Here is a 17,841-nt window from a genome sequence, read left to right on the forward strand (position 1 = left end):
GGTCCTCACCCCCAGAGGTCGTTCAGGCCGGACAGGGAGTTCCAGCCCAGGTAGAGGGAGAGCAGCCAGGCGGCGGCGCCGAGGACGAGCAGCCAGACCGGGTACCGGTAGCCGCCGAGCAGGTCGCGGCGGCGGCCCGCCGCCCACAGCAGCACGGCGAGGCCGAACGGCAGGATGAGCCCGTTCAGCGCGCCCGCGAGGATGAGCAGCTTGGCCGGGGCCGTCCCGATCATGAGGAAGATCGAGCCGGAGACCAGGATGAACGCCACGACCAGGCGGTTGCGGTGCCGTTCGACGAAGGAGGAGAACGACACCAGGAACGACACCGAGGTGTAGGACGCGCCGATCACCGACGTGATCGCGGCCGACCACATGATCAGTCCGAAGAGGCGCAGCCCGGCCTCGCCGGCCGCGTGCTCGAAGGCGGAGGCGGGGGCGTTCTCCTTGGCCAGGGTCACGCCGCCGGCGACGACGCCGAGGACGGCGAGGAACAGCAGCACCCGCATCACGCCGGTGACGAGGATGCCGGTGACGGCGCTGCGGTTGATCTCCTTGACGTTCTCGCTCCCGGTCACGCCGGACTCGATCATGCGGTGCGCGCCCGCGTAGGTGATGTAGCCGCCGACCGTCCCGCCGATCAGGGTGGTGATGACGAGGAAGTCGACGGTCTCGGGTGCGATGCTCTGCCTGAGCGCGTCGCCGAGGGGCGGGTCGGACACGATCGCCACGTACAGCGTCAGCAGGATCATGACGCCGCCGAGCAGGATCACGATCCGGTCCATCGCGACCCCGGCGCGCCGGATCAGGAAGATCCCTATGGCGACGAGGGCGGAGATCCCGCCGCCGATCTTGACGTCCAGGCCGAGCAGCGCGTTCAGCCCGAGGGCGGTGCCGGCGATGTTGCCGATGTTGAAGACCAGGCCGCCGAAGACGTCCAGCGCGGCGAGGCCGTAGCCGGCGCCGGGCAGGACGCGGTTGCCGAGTTCCTGGGCGCGCATGCCGGAGACGCCGACGATGCGCCACACGTTGAGCTGGATCGCGATGTCCACCAGCACCGACACGACGATCGCGAACGCGAACGCGGCGCCGAGCTTGGCGGTGAACACGGTGGTCTGGGTGATGAAGCCGGGGCCGATGGCGCTGGTGGCCATCAGGAACATGGCGCCGAGGAGGGCGCCGCGACGTGAGCGTGCGGGTGGGGCCGGGGTCTCTGCCAGGGTGGTCCGGTCCGTCATGGGGGTGACCCTTCTGGGCGGTTCGGCTTTCCGTCAGCGTAGAGATTGTTCAACAATCCATCAAGAGACCTGTTGATGCATTCTTCGATCGCTGCGGATAGGCTGGGGTCGCATCAATTCCGCGCGGCAGCCCCGCGCCGATCCCGGAAGGTGGTCGATGGCCGTGCCGGCGCAGGGCTCATGGCTGACCGACATAGCGGCCGCCCGGCACGATCTCGACCGGACCAGCACCGCCGCGAGGATCGCCGAACTGCTCCGCGAGAAGATCACCGACGGCCGGCTGGCCCCCGGCGAACGGGTCCGCGAGGAGGAACTGGGCGACGCGCTGAAGGTGTCGCGCAACACGGTGCGGGAGGCGTTCCGCCTGCTCGCCCAGGAACGCCTGGTCGTCCACGAGTTCAACCGCGGCGTGTTCGTGCGCCGCGTCACCGCCGACGGCCTGGCCGACCTCTACCGGGTCAGGCGGATCCTGGAGTGCGAGGGCGTGCGGTCGGCGTCCGGCGCCCCCCACGAGGCGCTCGGCCGGGTGGAGGCCGCCGTCCTCGACGGCGAGCGCGCCGCCGCGGACGGCGAGTGGGCGGACGTGGGCACCGCCGACATCCGGTTCCACCAGGCGATCGCCGCGCTGGTGGGCAGCCCGCGCGTGGACGAGATGACCCGGCTCCTGCTCGCCGAGATGCGCCTGGTCTTCCACGAGATGGGGGCGCCGCGCGAGTTCCACGAGCCGTACCTCGCCCGCAACCGCCGCCTCTACGACCTGATCGCGCAGGGCGACCTCGCGGCCGCCGAGCGGGAACTGCGGTCCTATCTGGACGACGCCGAGGCGCAGCTCACCAAGGCGTACCGCGAGAAGGAGTGACCGCGCGAGCAGCGGCGCGAGAGCGGCGATCGCGAGAAGCGGTGGTCAGGGCGCGTAGTTCATGACGTGCTCGTGCAGCAGCTGCGGCGCCTGCGGGTCGCCGCGGCGGAACGCCTCGATCAGCTCGGCGTGCTCGGCCGACTTGGAGTAGATCCCGGTCTGGTGGAGGCGCAGGGACAGCGTCGTCCACAGCTCGATGCCGAGGCCCTCCCAGACCGAGACGAGCAGCCGGTTGCCCGCCGTCTCGACGATCTCGCGGTGGAAGGCGATGCTGAGGCGCATCTGCTCGTGCAGGTCACCGTCCCGCGCGGCCTCGCCGAGCAGCCGGTTGTGCTCCTCCAGCGCGTCCAGGCAGCCGTCGGAGAGGCGGGGCAGCGCGAGTTCCGCGGCCGTCCGCTCCAGCCCGGCCCGGACGGGGAAGATCTCGGCCAGGTCCCGCTCGGTGAACTCGCGGACGCGGGCGCCCCGGTTCGGCAGCGACTCGATCAGCCGCTGTGCCTCCAGCTGGCGCAGCGCCTCCCGGACGGGCCCCTGGCTGACGCCCAGCTCGGCCGCGATACGGCGCTCGACCAGGCGTTCGCCCGGCTCCCATCGCCCGGAGCTGATGCCTTCCACGATGAACTCCCGGATCTGGTCGGCGAGTCCGGTGCGCAGCAGCGGGGCGGGGATGGGCGCGTTCACGAAACCATGTTAGACGCAGATTCGGTAAGTGGGTCTTGACGGATAGAATATGATCGATCATAGATCAATGATGATCGGTGAGCGTCGTGGCGATCCTATGGCGCCGCCCCCGAAGAAGGAAGGTCGCCGATGACCGAGACCGTCCCGTCGACCAGCACGGCCTCGACCGGTGCAGGCGCCCCGGCCCGCGGCCGGAGGACGACCGGTACCCGGCCGCCCAAGGCCCGCGCCTCGTCGTCGAAACCCGCACCGTCGAAGACCGCGCCGTCGAAGCCCACCGGATCATCGCCTGCGGCCACCGCCACGTCGCCGGAGGCCCCCGTCCCGCCGCCGGACGCCGAGACGCTCGTCGGCTACTACCGGCAGATGCTGCTGATCAGGCGGTTCGAGGAGCGGGCCGGCCGCGCCTACACCGAGGCCAAGATCGGCGGCTACTGCCACCTGAACCTCGGCGAGGAGGCCACGGTCGTCGGCCTGACGGCCGCGCTGCGGCCCACCGACTACCTGTTCACCAACTACCGCGAGCACGGCTACGCCCTCAGCAAGGGCATCGGCGCGGACCGCGTCATGGCCGAGCTGTACGGCCGCTCCACCGGCGTCTCCAAGGGCTGGGGCGGGTCGATGCACCTGTTCGACGCCGAGGCGCGGCTGCTCGGCGGGTACGGCATCGTCGGCGGGCAGGTCCCCCTCGCCACCGGCGCGGCGCTCGCCGTCTCCTACAGGGGCGGCGACGACGTCGTCATGTGCCACATGGGCGACGGCACCACCGCGATCGGCGCGTTCCACGAGTCGCTGAACATCGCCGGCCTGTGGGACCTCCCCGTCGTCTTCGTCGTGGTCAACAACGGGCTGGGCATGGGCACGACCGTGGAGAACTCCGCCGCCGAGCCCGAGTTGTACCGGCGCGGCGCCGCCTACCGGATCGAGAGCGCCCGCGTGGACGGCACCGACGTGATCGCCGTCCGGGACGCCGCCCGCACCGCCGTCGAACGCGCACGCGCCGAGAGCAGGCCGTACCTGCTGGAGACCGTCAGCCCCCGGCTGAAGGGCCACTCCGTCGTCGACCCGGCCCGCTACCGGTCCAAGGAGGAGAAGGAGGCCCTCAAGGCCGCCGACCCCCTGGCCCGCATGGCGCTGGAACTGGAGGAGGCCGGGGTCCTCACCGCGGACCAGCGCGACCGCCTCGACGCCGAGGTCACCGCCGAGGTCACCGCGGCCGCCGCGTTCGCCGACGACAGCCCCGAACCCGACGTGTCGACGCTGTTCGACTACACCTACGCCACCCCCGTCGCCGGCGAGCAGCGACGGCTGCCCGCCGACCCCGTATTCGGTTCCTGAGGAGCACGCTCATGGCGACCATGACCTACCGGCAGGCCCTCCGGGACACGCTCCGCGCCGAGATGCTCCGGGACGACGACGTTTTCCTGCTCGGGGAGGAGATCGGGCTCTTCGAGGGCTCCTACAAGATCACCGAGGGGCTGCTGAAGGAGTTCGGGCCGCGCCGCGTCCGCGACACCCCGATCGCCGAGGAGGGCTTCGTCGGCGCCGCGATCGGCGCCGCGATGCTCGGCCTGCGCCCCGTCGTGGAGATCATGACGATCAACTTCTCGCTGCTGGCACTCGACCAGATCGTCAACCACGCCGCGAAGATCTACGGCATGTTCGGCGGGCAGGCGAGCGTGCCGATGGTGATCCGCACCCCGGGCGGCGGCGGCCAGCAGCTCGGCGCCACCCACTCGCAGAACGTCGAGCTGTTCTACTCGTTCATCCCCGGTCTGAAGGTCGTCGCGCCGTCCACGCCCGCCGAGGCGTCCGCGATGCTGAAGGCCGCCGTCCGCGACGACGACCCGGTGCTGTTCCTGGAGAACCTCGCCCTCTACAACACCAAGGGCGAGGTCCCCGCGATCGAGGACGTTGAGCCCGCCGGGATCGGCCGCGCCGCCGTCACCCGCCCCGGCACCGACATCACGATCATCGGCTACTCCCGGATGGCCCGCGTCGCCGCCGAGGTCGCCGAGACCCTCGCCGCCGAGGGCATCTCCGCGGAGGTCGTGGACCTGCGCAGCCTCCGCCCCCTGGACCGGCGGACCGTCGTCGACTCCGTCCGCAAGACCGGCTCCGCCGTCGTCGCCGAGGACGACTGGCTCACCTACGGCATCGGCGCCGAGATCGCCGCGACCATCCAGGAGGGCGCGTTCGACTGGCTGGACGCCCCCGTCCGCCGCGTCGCGATGGCCGAGGTGCCGCTCCCCTACGCCAAGTCCCTGGAGACGGCGGCGCTGCCGTCCGCCGGATCCCTGCTCACCGCCGTCCGCGACACGCTCCGCGCGACCGGCCGCGCCCTGGAGCCCGCATCATGACCGACATCCTCATGCCCCGCCTCTCCGACACCATGGAAGAGGGCGTCATCAGCTCCTGGCAGAAGCAGCCGGGGGACGAGATCGCGGTCGGCGACGTCATCGTCGACATCGAGACCGACAAGGCCGTCATGGAGTACGAGGCGTACGAGGCCGGCGTGCTCGACAAGATCCTCGTGGCCGAGGGCGAGACCGCCGCGATCGGCGCCCCCATCGCCGTGATCGCCCCCGCGGGCGGCGCGGCACCCGCCGCCCGGGAGCCGGCCGCCGAACCGGAACCGGCAGCCCCGCCGGAACCGGCCGCCGCCGCGGAGCCCGAACCCGCCGCCGAGCCCGAACCGGCCGCCGCTTCCGCGACCCCCGCTCCGGCTCCCCAGCGCGCCGCCGGGGCGTCCCGTCCGCCGTCGTCGCCGCTCGCGCGCAGGCTGGCCCGCGACCACGGCATCGACCTGGCGGCGCTGAACGGCTCGGGTCCGGGCGGACGCATCGTCCGAGCCGACATCGAGGCCGCAGTCCGCGCCGAGGCCCTGGCCCCGGCTCCCGCACCCGTCCCGGCTCCGGCCCCCGCAGCGCCGCCCGTCAAGGCGCGGGCCGACGACCCGGACGTCGAGGCCGTCCCCCTGAACCGCTTCCGCAAGGTCGCGGCCAAGCGGCTCACGCAGAGCAAGCGCGAGGCGCCGCACTTCTACCTCAACCGCGAGGTGGACGCCGAGGCGCTGCTGGCCTTCCGCGCCACGCTGAACGAGGCGCTCGCGCCGTCCAAGGTCAGCGTGAACGACCTGATCGTGAAGGCCGCGGCGACCGCCCTCCGCGAGCACCCGGCCGTCAACGTCTCCTACACCGAGGACAGCCTGCTCTTCCACAAGCGCATCCATGTGGGGGTCGCGGTGGCGGTCGAGGCCGGCCTGGTCGTCCCGGTCATCAGGGACGCGGACCGCAGGAGCGTCTCGCAGATCGGCCAGGAGACCCGCGACCTGGCCGCCAAGGCGCGCGAAGGCAGGCTGTCGCCCATGGAGATGAGCGGCGGCACGTTCAGCGTCAGCAACCTCGGCATGTTCGGCGTCGACTCGTTCTCCGCGGTGATCAACCCGCCGGAGGCGGCGATCCTCGCCGTGGGCGCGGTCCGGGACGAGCCGGTCGTCCGCGACGGCCAGGTCGTCCCCGGCAAGCGCATGGCGGTCACCCTGTCGGTCGACCACCGCGCCACCGACGGCGCGACCGCCGCCAAGTTCCTGGACCGCCTGGCCGCCCTCCTCCAGAACCCGCTCCTGATCGTGGCCTGACCGGCCGGGAAACGCCCGGGGCGGCGCCTCGCGTCAGGCCGTCCCGGGGGCCAGGGTGCGCTTCGCCCACCGGTAGTCGGCCTTGCCGCTGGGCGAGCGCTGCACCTGCTCCACGATCTCGATCACCGCCGGAACCTTGTATCCGGCGAGCGTCGCGCGGCAGTGCGTGCGCAGTTCCTCCGGGTCGAGGCCTTCGTGTCCCCGGCGCAGCTCGACCACGGCGCCGACCCGGTGGCCGAACCGCTCGTCGGGCACGCCGGCGACGAGGACGTCCATCACGGCGGGATGCGCCTTGAGCGCCTGCTCGACCTCCTCGGGGAAGATCTTCTCCCCACCGGAGTTGATGCATCCGGAGCCGCGGCCGTGCACCACGATGGTGCCGTCGGCCTCGACCTCGGCCAGGTCGCCGAGCACCACCCACCGCACGCCGTCGATGACCGGGAACGTCGCACTCGACTTCTCCGGGTCGTTGAAGTAGGCGAGCGGCACATGCCCGCTGCGGGCCAGGCGGCCCAGCTCCCCGCTGCCGGGAGCCACGTCGCCGTGCCGGTCGTCGATCACCCGCACCGCCGGCGAGGGCTGCAGCCGCATGAGGCCGTCCTCGCCCGTGACGATGACCCCGTCGGCGCCGGACTCCGAAGCGCCGAAGCTGTTGCGGACCATGAGGTTCGGCAGCCGCTCCTTGAGCGCGTCCTGGGTGGACTGCGACAGGATCGCGCCGCCGGAGCCGATCACGAAGAGCGAGGAGAGGTCGAACCCGTCCCCGCGGTCGCGCAGCGCCTCCGCCAGCGGACGGGCCTGCGCGTCGCCGACCAGGGCGACGACCTGGACGCCGTGCCTCTCGATGCAGCGCAGTATCTCCACGGCGTCGAAGCTGCGCAGGAGGACCATGTGGGCGCCGCCGAACAGCCCCATGAACAGCGTGTAGCTGGCCGCGCCGTGCATGAGCGGCATCGAGATCAGGTAGGTCAGGGCGTTTCCGCCCTCCGCGGCCGCGACGACCTCCTCGACGGACGTGTACGGCTCGCCGTACGGGTTCCCGCCGAGGAGGGCGGCGTAGAAGAAGTCCTCGTGGCGCCACACCACGCCCTTGGGCATCCCGGTGGTGCCGCCCGTGTACAGCACGAACCGGTCGTCGCCGGTCAGGTCCGCGCGCGGCGCGCTCTCCCCCGGACACGCCGCCAACGCCTCTTCGTACTCCGCCACCGCCAGCTTCTCCGGCCACGAGACGGGCCCGGCGCCGCCGCCGTCATCGACGACGAGCACATGGCGCAGATGGGTGGTGCGGTCGGCCAGGGCCGCGACGCCGGGCGCGTACGCCGACTCGACCACGAGCGCGTGCAGCTGGGCGTCCTCGAACAGGTAGAGCAGCTCCGCTTCGACGTAGCGGTAGTTGATGTTGATCGGTACCGCGCGGGCCTTGAAACAGGCCAGCATCACCTCGACGTACTCGACGCTGTTGAGCAGGTACACGCCGACATGCTGACCCGGCTCGATGCCCGCCTTCACCAGATGGGCGGCGAGGCGGTTCGCGCGCCGGTCCAGCTCGGCGTAGGTGCGGGTCACGGTGCCGCAGGTGACCGCGGACCGGTCGGGCACCACACGGGCGACGGCTTCGTACAGGGTGGCGAGGTTCAGCGTCAAAGATCCGCTCCTGGTTACGGGCACCGGCATCGGGGGCAAGTGTGTGTTCGTCGCATTGTGGCCAGAGCCCCCACTGGTGAACGTGCGCGTCCCGCTCAGCAGGATCCGGGAGCCTGCTGCCGCCGACACGTCGGCCTCGCGCGTCCGATGCCGTCCGGCCGAGATCGCCGCCCGGGTCGGCGGCGGGAGCCGGGTCATAGAAGACTGCGGGCATGGAGTTCTTCTGCTATCACCGCCCTCTCTGTCAGACTGCTGTGACACAAAAGGCCGAGTGAGTCCTTCTGATATCAAGCAGGGCGAGACAGGACGAACAGCACAGTGACGGTGAACGGGTCGTCGTCCAGTTCCTGGAGCTGGGAGATCTCCGGCGGGAGCTCCTCGTCGCCCCGGCTGTCCTCCAGCACACCGGCGAGCATCGACTCCGCGAACGTCGTCCGCTGCTTCGTCCATGGAGGGCTGCTGCTCCAGGTAAGGGGACGGCGTGACCGGCTGCGGCGTCAGCTCGAACGAGGCCGACTCGAACAGCCGGTAGCTCCGGATCGTCCCGCCGGGCACCTGCCGGACCTGGAGCGCGAGATGGTCGCCGAGCCGCCGCGGGTCGGGCAGCCCCTCACCTCAGGTTCTCAAGGCTGTGCTCCGACCCCGGCGCGAAGATGGCGATGTCGGCCTTCTTCGTCTTGCGGCGGTTACCGTCGGCCTGCACCGGGATCGGGAAGCCCGGCTCCATGTCGTCGACGCTGATGCCGTACTCGTGGAAGAGCGCACGCCGATCCGCTGCCGGACGGGTTCGCTGCCCTTCAGCTTGACCGGCTTCCCGGTGATGTAGTCGATCGTCTCGTCGTCGTCGGCGAGCGAGTTCAGTGCGTCGTCCGGACCGGCCGAGCCTCCGCCCGGCTCCGCGATCGCCAGACTCGTCTGCTCCATGCCGAATCCCTCGCCCCGTCGTCGTCTGCAAGTCACTCACGATCTGTGTGACCTCGGAATCCTATGTCCCGGGACGATCGTCCCGGGACGCTTCGAGCTGACGCGCGGGCGAGGTGTCGTTAGGTACGTCCGACATATTCGTATAGTGAACTTGACGAGTTATGTCGGATCAGTCCAGTCTCTCGGAGGTAAGTCGGCGCCAGCACCCCGCAGGCATCTGGACACCGTTCGGCACCGGCTCTGCTCTTGTCCGGCAGTCGAAAGGGCTGACCACGCGTGGGTGTCGACCACACCGACAACGGCACTGATGACGGTGCCGAGAATGTCGAGAAGCCGTCGGCCAAGGAGGCGCCGTGGCGGCCTCCGCCCGACCGGCCAGGCTCACCTGGGCAACCGTCCCGCCTCGAAAGTTACAAGGCAGCCGCAGCCACCTATGAGGCCGCGACCGAGCAGCGGGACGAGCGCGATGACAAGCAGCCCCCGCCTGCCCGGGAGACGCCCGGTGCCGCGACTCAGGAGAAGCCCGGCCAGGCGGATACGGAGACCACAGACCGTGGCACCCGCAGCTCGGAAACCGAGTCTGACGACCGGTTACGCGATGACCGGTCCCCGGCCGCAGCGCCGGGTGAGGACATGGGACGGCAGACGGAGCAAGACCGGCCGACCACGCGGACGGATGAAGGCGAGGGCGAGGCCGACGCCCCCACTGCAGAGGACCGACCAGACTCGGAGCGGCCTGAGTCGGTCTCGGAGGCGGACACCGAAGACGAGGCCGGCGAGGCCCCCGCCACGGACACTCAGCCGGAACCCGAAGGCAAGCCGGAGAAGCCTTCGGGGCGGGACGTGTGGGAGGAGTTCGCGAGTAAGCCGGCGACGTATGAATTGGACGGCCGTCAGTTCGGGTTCCGCACCTGGGGCGAAGAGTTCGCGGCTCGCCGGGCGTCCCGGGAAGCGCGTCAGGCCCGCGAAGCCGAGTCGGCGGAAAGGCAGGATGAGTCGTCGGCCCCAGAGCAGGCTTCGGCCGAGGAACCGAAGAACGCGACAGAAGCGGGGACGGGCCAACCCGATGGTGAGAACATTGGGTCGGGTGAGACCGCCGACGCCGGCACCAAGGCGGACGAAAAGGACGATCCGGGAACCGGTGTCGCCGACAGCGACACCGAGGCCGCTGAGCCCGAGACAGCAGGTCAAAACGACGCATGGCGCGAACATGCCGACGCCATGAGAGCCAAGTGGGCCGACCTCGAATCGGAGCAGACGCCTGACGAACCGCCGGAAAAGAACGACCAAGGCGACGGCCTTCAGGGAGAAGGCACGAGCGAAGGAACCGGAGACGAACCCGGCTCATGGCGCGGAGACGGCGATCAGTACCTGAATCTTGAAGAGAACTATGCGGTTGATCGCGCCTTCGGTCGCTTATGTGATCAAGAGGGCGATGTCACCGATAGCCTGAAGACGCGGGAGGCGGAGATGGCTGACGCCAAGCTGGTGGGCCTTGAGTACCGCCTCAAGGGCGAAGACAGGTTCAAAGAGAAGGTGGCCGAGAAGCTTGCTGCTGAACTGCGCAAGAGTCCTACCGAGGCAGCAGAGTCGGTGTCAGATGGCCTACGCTATACCTATCAAATCCCTGCCGACTCATATGTCCAAGGATATCAACAGATCGCCAATGGCCTAAAGAAGGACGGCTTTGAGATGGTGTTCTGTAGAAATTCGTGGGATGGGGCAGAGTATAAAGGCGTAAACACTAGGTGGCGGACGGCGGACGGCCAGCTTCTCGAGGTTCAATTTCATACTCCTCAGAGTTTTGAGGCGAAGCAGCTAACTCACCGCGCTTATGAGCGACAGAGAAATCCGTTGACCAGCGGCCAGGAGAGGGTGAAACTAAAAGCCTTCCAGCAAGAGGTTTCTGCTGGTATTCCCGTTCCCCGTGGAGTCGGTGATATAGCGAATTATCGGAAAGAGGGGTATTAGTGCCCATGTCCAAAGAGCGGGTGACCTACTATGCGATCACTGGGGGAGATAAGACGGTCGATGATCCGCATGGAATTGTTCGACGGCGTACCTCGGCCGAGATCGGCATCGTAGACGAGGCATTGCATCGAGATCTACAATGGCACGGCACTGGCATAATCGTCGAGTGGGAACATGCGAGTTTCGACGACGAACTGGAAGAGGTCAGTGAAGAGAGGGCAATGCAGATCGTTGATGCCCTCCGGGCGGGAGGCCCGTACTGAACCCACGAGTAGCAAACGCCCAGGGTCGGCCCGGGGCGCCAGAGGCGGTCCGTGAGACCGTTCCTGCGGTGGGCGTCCTTGGCCGCTGGACGCGTTCGCTGGCGCTTCCTTGCTGCCCTCTAAAAAGTGCTGCGCGGCGGTGCCGCACCAAGACGGCTGTCCCCGCTTCGTTCACTTGCGGCGTGTTGGGCACACCCGCCAGGGTGATAAACCCGACACGCCGCAACTCCACGTGATCGGAGTATCGCTCAACGCAGGTCGAGTCGGCCGGTCTTCACGGTGGTGAGGAAGGTGGTCCAAGCCTCGGCGCCGAAGTCGAGCACCGGCCCGTTCGGGTTCTTGGAATCCCGCGCCACCACTACCGCCTCGTCTGCCGCAGCCTGTATGCAGGAGCCTGTGTTGGCGCTGCGGCTGCTTGTCCTCCAGGTGCCTCGGATTTCGACATAGTCGCTCTCATCCGCACTGTGACGAGGCTTGCGCCAGAATCCAACCTCAACGCAGTTGCCCTGTTCGCCACTGCGACTGCTCTTGCGCCACTGGACGTCTGCAGGCGCGCACCCCGGCATGGAAGGTGCTTGCAACGTCCTACGCTTCCCCGAGCCCGCCGATCCTGATGTCGTGTACGTCCAATACCGGCTGGGAAGCATCTACCTGGAAGATAGAGATCAAATTTAGGCATTTCGGTGCGAAGCATGCAGAACCGGGCTACAGTCCGAACCGCTCGTCCTTCACACCTTCAACGAAGCCTCGCCACGCGACCGCCGCGAACGTCAGCACCGGTCCGTCCGGGTCCTTGGAGTCCCGTACCGCCACCAAACCCGGCAGGTTGTCGGCTACCTCAACACAGCCGCCTTCCCCGCCGTTGCTGCGTGAGCTCTTGTACCACCGGGCGCGGGACAGGTCCACGAGGTGCCTCTGGTATGTCATCCCGCACCTCCTTCTCTCCATGTGCTACAGGTTTGCGCCCATCTCGTCAGCGATGCGGCGGATGAGCTCCACGGAAGCGCTCTTGCCGAGTGCTTCCGCCCGAAGATGGTCAAAGACCACTGTATAACGGCGGATTTCGTCTTCGCGCTCCAGGAACAGGGCGCCGGTGAGGTGTTCGATGTACACCACGGTCGGGTCCTTGGGGTCGGGGAAGCCGAGGATGCGGAAGCCGGTGATGGGGTTGACGTGGGCGGCCGTGGTGAAGGGGAGAATCTGCACGGTGATGTTGGGCCGCTCAGCCATCGCCACCAGGCGCTCAAGCTGCGCCTTCATGGTCTGGGGCGTCCCGAGCTGGACCCGTAGGGCGGTCTCGGAGATCACGAACCACAGCTCTGGCGGGGTGCTGGCGGCCAGAATGGCTTGCCGTTCCATGCGTACGGCGACTTGCCGGTCTATCTCCTCCGGCGTACCCGGCACCGGAGCCGCCTGGAGGACGGCGCGAGCGTAGTCCACGGTCTGGAGCAGGCCGGGAATGTAGAGCGGCTGGAAGTCACGGAAGGTGACGGCTTCGGCCTCAAAGCCGACGTAGGCGGAGAACCACTCGGGCAGGTTCATGCCGTAGGTATGCCACCACCCCTTCTTCCGGGCATCGCGGGCCAGTTGCACGAGAGCGTCCGCAACCGGCCCGGTGACGCCGTAGACCTCCAAGAGCTCATGGACGTCGCCGGGCTTTGCGGAGATCTTGCCGGTCTCGATGCGGCTGATGCGCGTACCGGAGTAGTCCAGGCGGTCGCCGACCTGTTCACAGGTCAAGCCCGCCTCCTCTCGCAGGCGGCGCAGCTCGATGCCGAGACGCTTGCGCTTGACGGTGGGGTTCGGAGTACCGGCCATTGCCTCACCTTTCTTAGTGGGCGTTCTCGCCCAATTCGGTCATTTCTTAAAAGATCTTGGAATGATACGCGGACGCATCTTGCGTGGATCACGGTCCGGGTCCATTCTGGGCACCGTACCTAGACGCATCATACGCTTACGCATCATGCTGAGGTGGTCGTTCGAAACACAACGCAACGCGTACCAGGTCAAACCAGAAGGCGGCTGATCTTCCTGTATGCCCAGCACAGTCGACATTCGGCGGCCCAACGGTTTCGCAACCGTTGGTCTGACCGAGCGTGCGGCCGGCGAGGGGCGAAGGGGGCTTGGTCAGCCGTACCCCCGACACAGGAGCGGCCCCGGGTCGGTGCTAGCACCACCGGCCCGGGGCCTAAGCCCGACTGAAAAGGAGTCGGACCCATGACGAACCTACCCAACGGCCCGTCCCCCGTGGAGCAAGGTCGCCGGAAGGCGATCCCGGCGGCGACGGCTGAGCGGCTGAACTTGCTGGTTCGGCTGATGTGGGCCTTGCGGGAGTTGGAGCAGGGCTCGGTGCTGTACATGGACGGGAAAGCCGAGCCGGTGTTGTCGGTGCCGGTCCCGGCGCGGCGTAGGTCGCTGGCGGTGCTCGTCGTCCAGGAGCGTGGGGGCGGGTGGTCCTACCTGTGGGACGCCGCTCGCCGGACGCCGGTCGGGGCGGTGCGGGTGGCAGCCGAGCAGATCGCCGAGGTCGGACGGTGATCGTCTGGGACGAGGTGCACACCGAGCGGGTGTGCCCGGGCGGGATGCTCGACGTGCGGGAGGTCAGGGCGCGGGTGCGGCGGACGCTGGTCGGCGCGCTGGGTGGCAACGTCGCAGGGTTCGACCTGGACGACGTCGACCTGATGATCTGCGAGGTCACCACCAACGCCGTCCGGCACAGCGCCAGTGGCCTGCGCGGTGGCGGGGTGTGGGTGACGGTGCTCTTGTCGTCCGAGCGGCTGCGAGTGGAGATCCAGGACGACGGCGGCTCGACGGGACGTCCGCTGATTCCGGCGCAGGGCTCGGGTTGGGGCGAGTCTGGGCGGGGCCTGATGGTCGTGGCCGGGCTCGCTGACTGCTGGGGCTCGCTGCCGGGTCGCGATGGCCGGTTCACGGTGTGGTTCGAGGTCGTCCGATGAGCCGGACGCGAACGGCACTGCGCGTCCTGCGGGGTGTGTGGGCGACGGCGCGGTGGCCGGTCGGGAGGCGGGTGGCTGCCCAAGACGGCGGGCCTGAGCCTTATCCGGAGACGGTTTTTCTGTTCGCGGGGCTGGGGCCGGAGGCGCGGAAGGCGTTCGAAATGTTGCCGGACGAGGCTCGGGCGTGGCGTGTGCTGGCGGAGATGGAGGCCGCGCGGGCTCGGGTGTGGTCCGGGCAGGGGCGGGTGTGGGACGCGGGGGTGTGCGCCGGGCGGGCGCAGGCGTACCGGGCGGCGGCCGAGCAGGTGGAAGAGGTGCTGATCGAGTCCCTCGAACTGTGGGACGAGGACGAACGGCAGGCCGGCGAAGGCAGGTGATCTGGCACGCGCACGCTCCACGGGCCACACGGCAGGGGGCGGGCACCACCCACGCCCCGGTGAACGAGCGGGTCGAGGCGCGGCTGGAGCATGAGCGGGTGCGCCGCTGCCTGGGGGCGCTGACACATCCGCACGCGGGAGACCCTTGTCGTCTCTTTGACGATATGTGATCATTGCGGGCATGTCGGTGAACGTTCCGCTGGGCCCGCTGCTCGACCCCGCCTTCCATCTCGGCACGGTGCCCACCACGTGGGCCGAGCTGCTCGGCTTCGCGACCGGCGCGGTCAACGTGTGGCTCGTCGTCCGGCAGAACATCCTGAACTGGCCGATCGGCATCGCGAACGTGATCCTGCTCGGGCTCGTGTTCCTGGACGGCGGCCTCTACGCCGACTCCGGGCTGCAGGTCTTCTACATCGCACTCCAGGCGTACGGGTGGTGGGTGTGGCTGTACGGCGGGGACGGCCGCGACAACCTCCCGGTGAGACGCACACTGCGCAACGAGTGGGCGGCCCTCCTCGTGGCGGGCGCGGCGACCACCGCGCTTCTGACCTGGGCGCTGTCCGTCTGGACCGACTCCACCGTGGCGTTCTGGGACGCCCTCACCACCGCGATCTCCCTCATGGCCGTCTACGGGCAGTCGCGCAAGCTGCTGGAGTCGTGGTGGCTGTGGATCACCGCCGACCTCGTCTACATCCCCCTGTACTTCCACAAGGACCTGAAGCTGACGAGCGTCCTGTACGTCATCTTCCTGACGTTGTGCGTGTTCGGCCTGCTGGCCTGGCGCCGCGACCTGCGCTCCCGGACCGCCGGCGATCCCGCGCCCGTGCCCGCATGACGTACGCGCACGGGCTCGTGATCGGCAAGTTCTACCCGCCGCACGCCGGCCACCGCCATCTGATCGACGTCGCCGCCGCGGCGTGCGCCCGGGTCAGCGTCGTCGTCGCCGCGTCCAGCGTCGAGAGCATCCCGCTGCCGCTGCGGACGGCGTGGCTCCGCGAAACGCACGAGCAGCCGCACGTGGAGATCATCCCGGTCGTGGACGACGTGGAGATCGACTACGAGTCGGACGAGATCTGGTCGGCGCACGTCGCCGCGTTCCGCGCCGGGCTGGCGATGCGGTCGGGCCTCGGCGTGCCCGTCCCGCCGGTCGACGCGGTGTTCAGCTCCGAGGCGTACGGGCCCGAGCTGGCGGAGCGGTTCTCCGCCGTCCACATCCCGGTCGACCCGCCGCGGGACCGCTTCCCGGTCAGCGGCGCGGCCATCCGGGACGACCCCGTGGCGAACTGGGAGTTCCTGGCGCCGCCCGTCCGGGCGTATCTGGCGCGGCGGGTCGTGGTGACCGGCGCCGAGTCGACCGGGACGACGACGCTGGCCCGCGCCCTCGCCGCGCACTATGCCGAGCGGGGCGGCGTCTGGGCGACGACCCGGTGGGTACCGGAGTACGGGCGCACGTTCACCGAGGAGAAGCTGGCCGCCGCCCGCCGCGCCTCCGGCGATCCGTCGCTGTGGCTGGACGGCCTGGTGTGGGAGTCCGCGGACTTCACGCGGATCGCCGAGCACCACGCCGCTCTGGAGGACGCCGCCGCGCGGTCGGGTTCACCGCTGCTGGTGTGCGACACGGACGCGTTCGCCACGGCCGTCTGGCATGAGCGCTATCTCGGGGCGCCGGCGCCGGAGGTCGAGGCCGTGCATGAGCGAACCCCCCACCATCTGTGGATTCTCACCGACCCGGAGGGCGTCCCGTTCGAGCAGGACGGCTGGCGTGACGGGGAGTCGATCAGGTCCTGGATGTCGGGGCGCTTCGAGGAAGAACTCGAAGAACGGGGCCTGCCGCACATCACCGTCACCGGCCCCCACGAACACCGCCTGGCCGCCGCCGTAGCGGCGACCGACGCCTTACTGGCCGAGGGCTGGTCGTTCAGCACCCCGCTGACGCCCTAGGCCCCTTGCCGTTCACCCCTCCGATGGATCCGACGGATCGGACGGGCGGTCGACGCGGAAGAGGTCCTCGTCGATCCGGTCCAGGGCCAGGCGGACCGCGCCGAGGCCCACCGACTCGTCCCCCAGTTCGGATGCCACGATGCGGACGGGGCTCAGGCACAGCGGCTCCACCCGCCGCCGCAGCTCGGAGACCAGCAGGTCACCGGCCCTGACCAGCGGCCCGCCGACCACGATCATCTCGGGGTCGAGGGCGAGGGCCATCGCCGCGACCCCGCGCGCCATCCGGGCCGCGAGCCGCTCCACGACCGCCTTCGACTCGGCCGCGCCCCAGCCCGCGGCCTCCAGGACGCGTTCGGCATGGTCGAGCCCCGGGCCCGCCGGACCCCCGCCCGCTGACGCGCCGTCGCCCGGCCAGTTCCCGGCCGCCGAGGTCAGTTCCGCCAGTGCGGCGCTCGCGGCCTCGGGGCCGGCGTCCGTGCCCGTGATGAGGGCGGCGGTGGTGTCGCGCAGCCCCATCTCGGGCAGCATGCCGATCTCGCCGGCGGCGCCCCGGCGTCCCCGGTGCAACCGTCCGCCGATGAGCACGCCGGTGCCGGTGTGCAGGCCCGCGTGGACGCACACCACGTCGTCGACGTCGCGGGCGGCGCCGCGCCAGCGCTCCGCCATCGCGGCGAGGTTGGCGTCGTTCCCCACGAGGACGGGGCAGGAGAACGAGCGGCCGAGTTCGCGGGCCAGGTGAACGCCCTGCCAGCCGGGGACGACCGTGCAGGACGCGACCGTCCCGTCCGGCGCGACGACTCCCGGTGTCCCGGCGGCGACGGCCCACAGCGACCGCCGTTCGACGCCCGTGGCCGCGAGGCACTCCTTGACCGCGGCGCGCACCGCCGCGATCCGCTCGCCGGGCGGTGCCTGCACGTCGAGGCCGGCGCGGTGGCCGCCGGCGACCCCGCCGGCGAGGTCGGCGACGACGAGCCGCACCCGGTGCGCGTCGATGTCGATGCCGAGCGCGTGGCCGGCCTCCGCGCGGAACCGGTAGCGGCGGGCGGGGCGGCCCAGCCCGGCCCCGGGACGCGGCGCGTCCTCGGCGACCAGGCCACGGTCGATCAGCTCGCCCAGCACGCCCTCGGTGGTGGGGCGGGAGAGCCCGACCCGCCCGGCCAGCTCGGACAGGGTGCCCTCGCCGCCGTCGCGCAGCGCCCGCAGGGTCGCGGCGGCGTTGAGCCGGCGGAGCACCGAGGGGTCGCCCCCGTGCAGGGAGTGGTGTGTCACGGCACCTCTTGACAGCGGTCGGCGGACGGACGGGTCGATGCCGCAGCCACTTATGAAAGTAGCCTGCACATTGGCCGCGG

20 protein-coding genes are annotated in these 17,841 nt (G+C 69.9%); 12 read left to right on the plus strand and 8 right to left on the minus strand.

The genetic code is table 11. From position 1 onward, the window contains the following. Positions 1-5: 5 nt before the first annotated feature. Positions 6-1,235: an NRAMP family divalent metal transporter gene (locus ACGFIS_RS17855; RefSeq protein WP_392898919.1), complete on the minus strand. Its 1,230-nt coding sequence runs from the start codon at positions 1,233-1,235 to the stop codon at positions 6-8. A gap of 157 nt (positions 1,236-1,392) precedes the next feature. Here ACGFIS_RS17855 and ACGFIS_RS17860 point away from each other — a divergent pair, with 157 nt between their 5' ends. Continuing rightward, positions 1,393-2,094: a GntR family transcriptional regulator gene (locus ACGFIS_RS17860; protein ID WP_392898921.1), complete on the plus strand. Its 702-nt coding sequence runs from the start codon at positions 1,393-1,395 to the stop codon at positions 2,092-2,094. A 45-nt stretch (positions 2,095-2,139) separates the two neighbouring features. Here the strand turns inward: ACGFIS_RS17860 and ACGFIS_RS17865 are convergent, their stop codons facing one another. After that, positions 2,140-2,775, minus strand: a complete 636-nt coding sequence (locus tag ACGFIS_RS17865; RefSeq protein ID WP_392898924.1) for a GntR family transcriptional regulator — start codon at positions 2,773-2,775, stop codon at positions 2,140-2,142. Between the two features lie 129 nt (positions 2,776-2,904). Here ACGFIS_RS17865 and pdhA point away from each other — a divergent pair, with 129 nt between their 5' ends. The 3 genes from pdhA to ACGFIS_RS17880 are packed head-to-tail and all read left to right on the plus strand — an operon-like array spanning position 2,905 to position 6,415. Then, positions 2,905-4,113 (plus strand): pyruvate dehydrogenase (acetyl-transferring) E1 component subunit alpha, encoded by a 1,209-nt coding sequence (pdhA, locus tag ACGFIS_RS17870; RefSeq protein ID WP_392898927.1) that lies wholly within the window; start codon positions 2,905-2,907, stop codon positions 4,111-4,113. Between the two features lie 11 nt (positions 4,114-4,124). Beyond that, complete coding sequence (locus ACGFIS_RS17875) at positions 4,125-5,135, plus strand: alpha-ketoacid dehydrogenase subunit beta (protein WP_392898931.1); 1,011 nt, start codon at positions 4,125-4,127, stop codon at positions 5,133-5,135. After that, positions 5,132-6,415 (plus strand): dihydrolipoamide acetyltransferase family protein, encoded by a 1,284-nt coding sequence (locus ACGFIS_RS17880; protein WP_392898933.1) that lies wholly within the window; start codon positions 5,132-5,134, stop codon positions 6,413-6,415. The genes ACGFIS_RS17875 and ACGFIS_RS17880 overlap by 4 nt, the downstream gene beginning before the upstream one ends. A gap of 33 nt (positions 6,416-6,448) precedes the next feature. On the opposite strand, the gene ACGFIS_RS17885 is transcribed toward ACGFIS_RS17880, so the two are convergent. Both ACGFIS_RS17885 and ACGFIS_RS17890 read right to left on the minus strand, forming a co-directional pair. Beyond that, on the minus strand, positions 6,449-8,059 hold the full coding sequence (locus tag ACGFIS_RS17885; RefSeq protein ID WP_392898935.1) for an acyl-CoA synthetase: 1,611 nt from the start codon (positions 8,057-8,059) through the stop codon (positions 6,449-6,451). 287 nt (positions 8,060-8,346) lie between these two features. Beyond that, positions 8,347-8,475 carry a hypothetical protein gene (locus ACGFIS_RS17890; protein ID WP_392971768.1) on the minus strand — a complete coding sequence of 43 codons (129 nt, stop codon included), beginning with the start codon at positions 8,473-8,475 and terminating at the stop codon, positions 8,347-8,349. A 784-nt stretch (positions 8,476-9,259) separates the two neighbouring features. On the opposite strand from ACGFIS_RS17890, the gene ACGFIS_RS17895 reads away from it, so the two are divergent. Both ACGFIS_RS17895 and ACGFIS_RS17900 read left to right on the plus strand, forming a co-directional pair. Continuing rightward, entirely contained in the window at positions 9,260-10,954 is a 1,695-nt protein-coding gene (locus ACGFIS_RS17895; protein ID WP_392898937.1) for a hypothetical protein, read from the plus strand. Positions 10,955-10,974: 20 nt separating this feature from the next. Then, entirely contained in the window at positions 10,975-11,217 is a 243-nt protein-coding gene (locus ACGFIS_RS17900; RefSeq protein WP_392971771.1) for a hypothetical protein, read from the plus strand. Positions 11,218-11,465: 248 nt separating this feature from the next. Here the strand turns inward: ACGFIS_RS17900 and ACGFIS_RS17905 are convergent, their stop codons facing one another. Further along, positions 11,466-11,783: a DUF397 domain-containing protein gene (locus ACGFIS_RS17905; protein ID WP_392898942.1), complete on the minus strand. Its 318-nt coding sequence runs from the start codon at positions 11,781-11,783 to the stop codon at positions 11,466-11,468. Here ACGFIS_RS17905 and ACGFIS_RS17910 point away from each other — a divergent pair. Next, positions 11,746-11,892: a Scr1 family TA system antitoxin-like transcriptional regulator gene (locus tag ACGFIS_RS17910; RefSeq protein WP_392971774.1), complete on the plus strand. Its 147-nt coding sequence runs from the start codon at positions 11,746-11,748 to the stop codon at positions 11,890-11,892. The genes ACGFIS_RS17905 and ACGFIS_RS17910 overlap by 38 nt on opposite strands. Positions 11,893-11,922: 30 nt before the next feature. On the opposite strand, the gene ACGFIS_RS17915 is transcribed toward ACGFIS_RS17910, so the two are convergent. Both ACGFIS_RS17915 and ACGFIS_RS17920 read right to left on the minus strand, forming a co-directional pair. Next, positions 11,923-12,144: a DUF397 domain-containing protein gene (locus tag ACGFIS_RS17915; RefSeq protein ID WP_392898947.1), complete on the minus strand. Its 222-nt coding sequence runs from the start codon at positions 12,142-12,144 to the stop codon at positions 11,923-11,925. Positions 12,145-12,168: 24 nt separating this feature from the next. Next, positions 12,169-13,035: a helix-turn-helix domain-containing protein gene (locus ACGFIS_RS17920; RefSeq protein WP_392898950.1), complete on the minus strand. Its 867-nt coding sequence runs from the start codon at positions 13,033-13,035 to the stop codon at positions 12,169-12,171. 399 nt (positions 13,036-13,434) lie between these two features. Between ACGFIS_RS17920 and ACGFIS_RS17925 the strand changes: the two genes are divergently transcribed. The 5 genes from ACGFIS_RS17925 to ACGFIS_RS17945 all read left to right on the plus strand — a co-directional run bounded on the left by ACGFIS_RS17925 (position 13,435) and on the right by ACGFIS_RS17945 (position 16,492). Beyond that, positions 13,435-13,755 carry a hypothetical protein gene (locus tag ACGFIS_RS17925; RefSeq protein ID WP_392898953.1) on the plus strand — a complete coding sequence of 107 codons (321 nt, stop codon included), beginning with the start codon at positions 13,435-13,437 and terminating at the stop codon, positions 13,753-13,755. Next, positions 13,752-14,174, plus strand: a complete 423-nt coding sequence (locus ACGFIS_RS17930; RefSeq protein WP_392898956.1) for an ATP-binding protein — start codon at positions 13,752-13,754, stop codon at positions 14,172-14,174. The genes ACGFIS_RS17925 and ACGFIS_RS17930 overlap by 4 nt, the downstream gene beginning before the upstream one ends. A gap of 161 nt (positions 14,175-14,335) precedes the next feature. Continuing rightward, complete coding sequence (locus ACGFIS_RS17935; RefSeq protein WP_392971777.1) at positions 14,336-14,551, plus strand: hypothetical protein; 216 nt, start codon at positions 14,336-14,338, stop codon at positions 14,549-14,551. Positions 14,552-14,732: 181 nt separating this feature from the next. Beyond that, positions 14,733-15,386: a nicotinamide riboside transporter PnuC gene (gene pnuC / locus ACGFIS_RS17940; RefSeq protein ID WP_392898961.1), complete on the plus strand. Its 654-nt coding sequence runs from the start codon at positions 14,733-14,735 to the stop codon at positions 15,384-15,386. Then, the gene (locus ACGFIS_RS17945; protein ID WP_392971780.1) at positions 15,383-16,492 is read left to right on the plus strand and encodes an AAA family ATPase; all 1,110 of its coding nucleotides are present in this window, start codon (positions 15,383-15,385) and stop codon (positions 16,490-16,492) included. Before pnuC ends, ACGFIS_RS17945 begins: the two co-directional genes overlap by 4 nt. 12 nt (positions 16,493-16,504) lie before the next feature. Here ACGFIS_RS17945 and ACGFIS_RS17950 read toward each other — a convergent pair whose 3' ends face one another. Next, positions 16,505-17,761, minus strand: coding sequence for an ROK family protein (locus ACGFIS_RS17950; protein WP_392971783.1), 1,257 nt, complete (start codon positions 17,759-17,761; stop codon positions 16,505-16,507). Between the last annotated feature and the right edge of the window lie 80 nt (positions 17,762-17,841).

Origin of the sequence: Spirillospora sp. NPDC048824, assembly GCF_043198455.1 — a bacterium.
In the GTDB taxonomy this organism is placed as follows: domain Bacteria; phylum Actinomycetota; class Actinomycetes; order Streptosporangiales; family Streptosporangiaceae; genus Spirillospora.

Coding starts and splice junctions, on each gene's coding strand:
- ACGFIS_RS17855 (WP_392898919.1), bottom strand. CDS start 1,235: ATGACGGACCGGACCACCCTGGCAGAGACCCCGGCCCCACCCGCACGC.
- ACGFIS_RS17860 (WP_392898921.1), top strand. CDS start 1,393: ATGGCCGTGCCGGCGCAGGGCTCATGGCTGACCGACATAGCGGCCGCC.
- pdhA (WP_392898927.1), top strand. CDS start 2,905: ATGACCGAGACCGTCCCGTCGACCAGCACGGCCTCGACCGGTGCAGGC.
- ACGFIS_RS17875 (WP_392898931.1), top strand. CDS start 4,125: ATGGCGACCATGACCTACCGGCAGGCCCTCCGGGACACGCTCCGCGCC.
- ACGFIS_RS17880 (WP_392898933.1), top strand. CDS start 5,132: ATGACCGACATCCTCATGCCCCGCCTCTCCGACACCATGGAAGAGGGC.
- ACGFIS_RS17890 (WP_392971768.1), bottom strand. CDS start 8,475: ATGCTCGCCGGTGTGCTGGAGGACAGCCGGGGCGACGAGGAGCTCCCG.
- ACGFIS_RS17905 (WP_392898942.1), bottom strand. CDS start 11,783: ATGCCGGGGTGCGCGCCTGCAGACGTCCAGTGGCGCAAGAGCAGTCGC.
- ACGFIS_RS17915 (WP_392898947.1), bottom strand. CDS start 12,144: ATGACATACCAGAGGCACCTCGTGGACCTGTCCCGCGCCCGGTGGTAC.
- ACGFIS_RS17920 (WP_392898950.1), bottom strand. CDS start 13,035: ATGGCCGGTACTCCGAACCCCACCGTCAAGCGCAAGCGTCTCGGCATC.
- ACGFIS_RS17925 (WP_392898953.1), top strand. CDS start 13,435: ATGACGAACCTACCCAACGGCCCGTCCCCCGTGGAGCAAGGTCGCCGG.
- ACGFIS_RS17935 (WP_392971777.1), top strand. CDS start 14,336: ATGTTGCCGGACGAGGCTCGGGCGTGGCGTGTGCTGGCGGAGATGGAG.
- pnuC (WP_392898961.1), top strand. CDS start 14,733: ATGTCGGTGAACGTTCCGCTGGGCCCGCTGCTCGACCCCGCCTTCCAT.
- ACGFIS_RS17945 (WP_392971780.1), top strand. CDS start 15,383: ATGACGTACGCGCACGGGCTCGTGATCGGCAAGTTCTACCCGCCGCAC.